General features: G+C 64.6%; 1 pseudogene. It reads right to left on the bottom strand.

The features are described 5' to 3' along the window. Positions 1-212 (bottom strand): annotated as a pseudogene (locus tag LH128_RS30940) (DDE-type integrase/transposase/recombinase); the annotation flags it as partial.

Genomic DNA, 212 nt, shown 5'->3' with positions numbered 1-212 from the left:
CGGCGCAGGGCCTGATCGAGGCGCCGCTTGAGGTGACCGTGCGGACCTTCGATCGATCCGTTCTCGTGCGCCTCGCCGCGGTTGTTGCGGGTGGCAAGCATGCCGTAATGACGACACAGCTCGTCATAGCTTCGGGTAAAATCCCGCTGCGCATCGGCGTCGAGGTTTTTGTAGGCGGCTGACAGGGAATCGCTGCGGTGTTCGGCCGGCGC

This window comes from Sphingomonas sp. LH128 (assembly GCF_000293195.2).
Lineage (GTDB): Bacteria > Pseudomonadota > Alphaproteobacteria > Sphingomonadales > Sphingomonadaceae > Novosphingobium > Novosphingobium resinovorum_A.
This window is presented reverse-complemented; position numbering and strand designations above follow the sequence as displayed.